Raw genomic sequence first — 6862 nt, 5'->3', positions numbered from 1 at the left:
GATAAAAAGAGTAACCCCTTGCTACCTTCTGGGCCACCTCTCCAACCACCTCAGCCAGATATTTATTGGTAGATTGGTCGGCCATACTCCGCAGCGCCTGTAAGAGAGGAACTCCTGCCTCGAGCATAGTAGAAATTCCCCGGGCAAATACGGCTAAATCTTGAAGTTCTACCTTTTTCCCGCCTCCTCCCAGCTTTATCTCTCGTTGGAGGGTAGCTTTGCGAGCCTTTTCTTCCTCCAGAGAAGTTATAAAAACTCCCCCTCTCCGGAGGATGTCTGCTGCTTCTCGCTCACTTGAGGCTTCTATTTTGCCCTCCAGTAACTTACCGGTTTTATCGCGAACTCGATACAGATAGGCTGGCATGTTATATTCTGCTCCTCATTTGAGAGAACTCTCGAGGATCAATAGAGCGAGTTTGTGCTTCTTCCCAGCTCACGTGGCCATCACGGTAAAGGTCTATCAAAGCTCTATCCATGGTAATCATTCCTTCTGTAAGAGAGGTTTGCATAATATTATAAACCTGGTAGCTCTTTCCCTCTCGCATCAGGTTACGAATAGCATTGTTAGCTATCATAATTTCTACCGCTGGAACTCTACCTTTTCCATTTGCCCGGGGTAGAAGTTGCTGACTTATAATTCCCTGGATGCATCCAGCCAGCTGAATTCGAACCTGAGTTTGCTGGTGTGGCGGGAAAACGTCCACTACTCGGTCTATACTCTGAGGAGCGTTACTGGTATGGAGAGTAGCAAGCACCAGGTGGCCGGTTTCCGCTGCTGTCAGGGTCAGGGCGATGGTTTCTAAGTTTCTCATCTCTCCCACTAAGATAACATCGGGGTCTTCTCGCAAAGCGTGCACCAGAGCACTCTCAAAAGATAAAGTGTCAGAACCTACTTCTCGCTGGTTTACAATGCTTTTTCGGTGGTGGTAGAGATACTCGATGGGGTCTTCCATAGTTATAATGTGGCAGGAGCGAGTATTGTTGATGTACTCTATCATAGAGGCCAGAGTAGTGGATTTTCCGCTTCCGGTAGGCCCAGTAACTAAAACCAGCCCCCGGGAAAGAGAGGCCAGCTTTTGCAGGGTAGAAACAGGAAGATGGAGTTCTTCCATAGAAGGAATGTCATAGCTCAGGGCTCGTATGGCTAAGGCTACTGAACCTCGCTGTTGATAAATATTGATTCGGAATCGGGCAAACTGAGGAATTCCCAGAGAAAAGTCCAGCTCTTTCTCTCTTAGAAAATCAGAAAACCGTTCTTCTCCCGCTAAAGACCGGGCAAAATTTTTTGTATCTTCGGGAGTAAGCGGGGGATAGTCCAGGAGAGTTAGTTTTCCGTCTATCCTCAAAGTGGGTGAAATACCTGCAGTCAGGTGAAGGTCAGATGCCCTTCTTTCTACCGATTCTTTAAGCAAATCTGATATCTCCATATTCATTTCCCTCCTTAAAATCTGGCTACCACCCGATACATTTCCTCGAAAGTGGTAATTCCTTTCAGGACTTTCTGAATAGCGTTCTCTTCCAGAGTTAACATTCCCTTCTCTCTGGCTTTTGCGGTAAGCTCTCTTTCTGTAGCATTCTTTAAAATTAAAGATCTGATATCATCGTCTATTACCAGAACTTCATTTACCGCTTCTCTACCCCTGTATCCGGTTCTGTTACACAGGTTGCATCCTTCGCCCCGGTGCAAAATTAGTTTTTCCTCCTTTCCCCCGGTTAATTTAAGGGCAGCTTCTCCCTCTATTTCTAATTCTGTCCGGCAATGTGAACATATTTTCCGCACCAGGCGTTGAGCCACCACTCCTAAAAGAGCAGAAGATATAAGATAAGAAGGAACTCCCATTTCTTGCAGGCGGACAATGGCTCCCGTAGCACTGTTTGTATGAAGGGTGGAAAGAACCAGGTGCCCTGTGAGAGCAGCGTGAATGGCAATCTCAGCGGTTTCCCGGTCACGGATTTCTCCCACCATAATTATATCAGGGTCCTGACGCATTATAGAGCGGAGAGCGTTGGCGAAAGAGAAATCGATTTTGGGGTTTATCTGTACCTGATTGATGCCCGGCAGTTGATACTCCACCGGGTCTTCAACGGTTATAATATTTAACGCTGGCCGATTGATGAAGTTCAAAGCTGAATACAAAGTGGTGGTTTTCCCACTCCCGGTGGGACCGGTAAGGAGAACCATTCCGTAAGGATATTTAATGAGACGAATAAATTTCCTCAGGTCATCGGGCTCGAACCCCAGTTTATCCAGGTTCAGTAGCAGAGCAGACTTATCCAGAATTCTCATTACTATCTTTTCTCCAAAAATAGTAGGCAGAGAAGAAACTCGAAAATCTACTGTCCGATTATCTACTCTGATTTGAAATCTGCCATCCTGGGGAAGGCGACGTTCGGCAATGTCCATTCGAGAGAGGATTTTTATCCGGGAGACAAGAGCCGGATGGACTCGAGAAGAAGTAGAGGAAATATCATGCAGGATTCCGTCAATCCGGAAGCGAATTCGGGCCTCTTTGTCTTGAGGCGCTAAGTGAATGTCGCTTGCTCCTGCTCGAATAGCCTGAAGAATGAAGGTATTCACCGCCTGAATGATGGGGGCTTCTTCTCCCAGAGCTTTTAATTGACCGATTTCTACCTCTTTGGTCTCTTCTAAAAATGCTCCTTCTTTTTCCTCTACTTCCCGGAGGATTTCATTCACTGACTCTTTAGCACCGAAATAGGTGTTAATAATCCGCTCGATTTCTTCGGAAGGGGCAATGGCTGCTTTTATTTCTCTCCCGGTCATAAGCCGGGCACGGTCTATGGTTACCACATCCGTCGGGTTGGCCATGACTAAAATTAAAGCTCCATTTTCCTCGCCTACCGGAATTACCTGTCGTTCCCGGCAAAACTTTTCAGGAAGAAGCAAGGCCGCCTGAGGGTCGATGAGATAAGTATCCAGCTCGATAAAGAGAGCTCCCAGTTGTTCTGCGAGAGTCTGATAAACTTCTTTAGTGCCGATAAAGCCCATTTTCTCTAGGATTACTCCTAGTCCCTCTCTGGTTTCTCTCTGAACCTTTAAGGCTTCTTCTAATTGCTGGGGAGTGATATATTTATGAGAAAGCATTATTCCTTCCAGTTTTCTGAAAACAGCGAACTCTTACGTTTGCGTTGTCATTTTTAGGCATTACTCTTCCCTTTTATTCAGTTTTCTTTTATGAGATAGGAATTCTATTCTGTGGAGTGTCAGCTATGATAGCATACAAAAATCATCCTTTCAATTCAAAGGAACAGTCTGACGATGGAGAACAGAGCTATAAGGGGGATAGCTCCCTATTACCCTCTTGAAAAAAAGATAGAAGACTAAAAACTAACACTCCTGAGGGATAAACTTACTATTATTCACTTAAGAGCATTTAGATATCTTGCTACTTATTTCAGGCATGACAGATCTCTTTTTCCTCCCTTTCTTTTCCGGTATTCCTTGAGCTTTGGGATAACATTTCACAATGACTCGGGAAAGTCCTGTTTTTCTGCTTCAAGAGGTGGGTCAATTTTATTCCGACTTTCCCGGGTCAATTATACGCCGGCTGTGATAAGATCGGGGAATATGTGAGAATCGCGATGACAAAATGGAGGGAAAGCTGTTTTAAAAACCTGTCTTTTTTTATGAAAATTTCCACAAAAGTGGATTGTGGCAAGGGATTGACTTTATGATAATATTAGTTTGTAATTCGAAAAATTAAATGATTCCATTTGAGGAGATTGGAAGGATGAGTTACTACATGCGGAAGATAAACAAAGGAGAGAAAGGCTTCACCTTAATCGAGCTAGTTATAGTAGTGGCTATCATCGGGATTTTGATGGCAATAGCTATTCCTAACTATATGAGGGCAAGGCAAGTTGCAGCTATAGCCGCCACTAAGGCTAATCTTCGCAATCTGGCTACTGCTCTTGAGCTTTATGCGTTAGAAAATAATTTAAACACATATCCGCCAGAAACTACTGGCACTACTAAAGGTATAAACGACGCGTTGAAGGATTATTTTCCTGGTAGCTCTCCTAAAAATCCAAAAAATATGAATTACAAGTATATCTATGAAGGTAAGGGTGCTAGTTTTACTATCTATGACCCTACTAATTATGCTACTATTAGTGGTACATACCTTTTTTATGCGGTTGGACCGGGAGGAAGCATTAAGGAGCTAATTGTCAATACTACTATTGGTCAGGAGATTAGTTTCTAGTAATTTTTATGACTTAATTTCTTATTCTTGGGCGAAAGGTAGGGAGTCCCGAGATTATCCTACGGTATGTCTGGGGTATAGAACTATGGGGCAAAATTTCCAATAATCCTCTGGAGAAGAAAATCAGAGGTATAAAAGATATACAAACGAAAAAAAAGAGAAAAAATAAAAAGCATAAAAACAGGAGTTGATGAGAGAGACGTTTTTTCTCCCTGATGTTGTGGCAGCTTCATTTTTTTCTTTTTTTGTGGGAGGGTAAATGTTTATGTTAGGAAATTGGTTGTTGCTCGTTCCTTTTTTAATCATTCTTCTTTTCATTTCCTGGGTAGATTTACGGGAGAAGAGAATCCCCGATGGGCTGATTTTTTTAATTGTAGTCCTGGGCATTATATCTTTATTTTATGGTCAATCTATCTTTTCAGCTCTTCTGGGAGGGGTTATTTATTTCTCTATCCTTTTCCTTATCCATCTTGCCTTCCCGGAGGGAATGGGCTGGGGAGACGTAAAGCTCGCCGGAGCTCTGGGGTTTTTCCTGGGGTGGCAGAGGGCACTTCTTGCTTTTCTGCTCTCTTTTGTGGGGGGAGCAATAATTGCTTTTTTCTGGGGAGGGGCAATAGATTGGTATTTGAATTTAATGTGGGGAGGATTCTAATCAGCGGGTAGTTTATGCTAAAATAACACCCAAATGTTTTTTTAAAGAGGCTGCTATGCTAGGTATTGATTTAGGTGCTTACTCCGTTAAGTTTTGTCTGACTCAGAAAAAGGGAGAGAACTTTGAGCCAGTCTTTTTAGGAGAGATGCTTCTTAGTCCTCAATCTCTTTCAGGGGGAGAAATCAGAGATAAAAGTGTTCTGGTAGGCAATTTGCGGCAATTCTGGCAGAAAAATCGTCTTCCCCGGGAAGTGGCACTTTCTTTCTACCATACCCAGATGGTGGTGCAGAATATATCTCTTCCTGAAATGCCCGATGAGGAGATAGAAAATACTCTGCGGTGGGAAGCAAGCTCCATAATCACCGGAGAGGATAGCTTTCAAATCGGCTGGCAAACTCTGGAAAAAAAAGAAGGGCAGCAAAAAATTCTCTTTGCTGCTTCTCCTTCTTTGATAGTGGAAGAATATCTTGACGTTTTTAGCCAGGCTCGTCTTGAGGTAAAAGCACTTGAGCCCCAGGTATTGAGTTTGTTACGGGGATTTTTGAGCTTGTATCCCGATTTAATGGGTTCCTCATTTTCGGTGGTGGATCTAGGTTTTGCTAAAGGAGGTATTTTGTATTTTTCTACTGGAAAACTAGTTTTTTCCCGATATTTTAACTGGGGTTTGGGTAAAGCGTGGGACTATTTAGAAAGAAAATTTAAACTTTTGCCGGCAGAAATAATGGAGCTTTTTAACCGGAGCACTGAAGAAGGAGATGTCCCTTACCAGATGGAAGAAGCACTTTCTGAAGTGAGTAAAGATCTGATAACTGAACTCAGGAGATCTTTCTCTTTTTTACAATCTGAGTTTGGTTCAGACCCCGATCAGAGGATTTTTTGGAGTGGAGGAGGAGCACGGATTTCTTTTCTCCGATGGATTTTAGATGAAAATTTACCAGTAAGTGTAGGAAACATTCCACCTCTTGTGGTGAAAAAAGAAGAATTTCCGGCGGAAGTTTATCTCGGTGCTCTGGGAGCATCGCTATGGAGCTGAAGTCAGTTTATCCGGTTAAGATTAATCTTTTACCGCATCAGTACATAACAAAGAGAACTCCTGACTGGGTGCGTTTATTCTTTATAGTGATTTTAATTCTTTTATCTTTTCTTTCCTATTTCTTTTACATTAATCTCGATGTCAAAACTTCATCTTTGGGCGGTGATATAGAATTTCTTGAGTTAAAGTTAGCAAATCTTCAGGAGAGAGAAAAAAGGATAGAAGAAGTGCAGACTCAGATAAATGTGAAAGAAGAAAAAATGAATACTTTGAAACATTTGATTAAAGGTGAACCTGATTGGCTGAAAATTGTATACATCCTGGGAAGATGTATGCCTCGAGACCTCCATTGGGATAGAGTCAGTTTTGACTCTTCTTCTTTTAACTGCCAGGGGCAGGTTTATAGTATTTTTAGCTTGTCTCAGTTTATCTGTTCCCTTGGCCAGTATAGAGATCTTTTCTCTCAGGTTGATTTTGAATCTTTGATTCTTGGAGAAGAGGGAACTTACCATTTTGAGTTGTCAGGGAAACTTGAAACTCCATGAGTCTGGAAAAAAATTGGCCGATTTTTCTTCTGGTCTGGGCAGGAGTGTTAATAGGCTTTTTTTATCTGGTTCTAATTCCCGGGGGGGAGAGGCTGGAAAGATTAAAGGAGGAGAAAAGAAACATGGAAGCTCAGGTGATTGTTCTGGAGAGGAAGGTGAGAAATTCAGAAGGGCTAGAGAAAAAGTTGACCGAGCTCCACGTTGCTGCTTCACTTCTTGAGGAACGGCTACCAGAAGAAAAGGAAGTTTCCAACCTCCTTTTGGTGATTGAAGATTCTGCTCTGCGTTCTGGAGTGGAAGTTCAATCCCTGAAGCCTCAATCTCTTGAAGTGCAAGAAAATTCTGATAAACCTCAATCCGACTACCTCGAGGTGTCATTTGAAAGCGATCTTGTAAGTGACTATTACGG

The 6862-nt window shown here is 42.7% G+C and carries 8 protein-coding genes; 5 read left to right on the top strand and 3 right to left on the bottom strand.

Annotation, left to right across the window (positions count from 1 at the left end):
- From GXZ17_RS07220 to GXZ17_RS07210, 3 genes are all read right to left on the bottom strand, one after another.
- A partial coding sequence (locus tag GXZ17_RS07220) for a type II secretion system F family protein (protein ID WP_409376620.1) occupies positions 1 to 364 on the bottom strand: 364 nt, incomplete at its 3' end.
- A 1-nt stretch (position 365) separates the two neighbouring features.
- Positions 366 to 1427, bottom strand: coding sequence for a type IV pilus twitching motility protein PilT (locus tag GXZ17_RS07215; RefSeq protein ID WP_409376619.1), 1062 nt, complete (start codon positions 1425 to 1427; stop codon positions 366 to 368).
- 14 nt (positions 1428 to 1441) lie between these two features.
- Entirely contained in the window at positions 1442 to 3103 is a 1662-nt protein-coding gene (locus GXZ17_RS07210; protein ID WP_409376618.1) for a GspE/PulE family protein, read from the bottom strand.
- A gap of 646 nt (positions 3104 to 3749) precedes the next feature.
- Between GXZ17_RS07210 and GXZ17_RS07205 the strand changes: the two genes are divergently transcribed.
- From GXZ17_RS07205 to pilO, 5 genes are all read left to right on the top strand, one after another.
- The gene (locus GXZ17_RS07205; RefSeq protein WP_409376617.1) at positions 3750 to 4223 is read left to right on the top strand and encodes a type IV pilin protein; all 474 of its coding nucleotides are present in this window, start codon (positions 3750 to 3752) and stop codon (positions 4221 to 4223) included.
- Between the two features lie 265 nt (positions 4224 to 4488).
- Entirely contained in the window at positions 4489 to 4875 is a 387-nt protein-coding gene (locus tag GXZ17_RS07200; protein ID WP_409376616.1) for a prepilin peptidase, read from the top strand.
- Between the two features lie 55 nt (positions 4876 to 4930).
- Positions 4931 to 5908 carry a pilus assembly protein PilM gene (gene pilM, locus GXZ17_RS07195; protein ID WP_409376615.1) on the top strand — a complete coding sequence of 326 codons (978 nt, stop codon included), beginning with the start codon at positions 4931 to 4933 and terminating at the stop codon, positions 5906 to 5908.
- A complete protein-coding gene (locus tag GXZ17_RS07190; RefSeq protein ID WP_409376614.1) occupies positions 5899 to 6453 on the top strand; it encodes a PilN domain-containing protein in 555 nt (184 codons plus the stop codon). Before pilM ends, GXZ17_RS07190 begins: the two co-directional genes overlap by 10 nt.
- Positions 6450 to 6862: type 4a pilus biogenesis protein PilO (pilO, locus tag GXZ17_RS07185; protein WP_409376613.1), on the top strand; the 413-nt coding region annotated here is incomplete at its 3' end. The genes GXZ17_RS07190 and pilO, both read left to right, overlap by 4 nt.

It is taken from the genome of Candidatus Sordicultor fermentans, from assembly GCF_012728195.1.
In the GTDB taxonomy this organism is placed as follows: Bacteria; Atribacterota; Atribacteria; order Atribacterales; family Caldatribacteriaceae; genus Sordicultor; species Sordicultor fermentans.
Note: the sequence above shows the minus strand (reverse complement) of the source record. Positions and strands in the feature narration are given on the sequence as shown.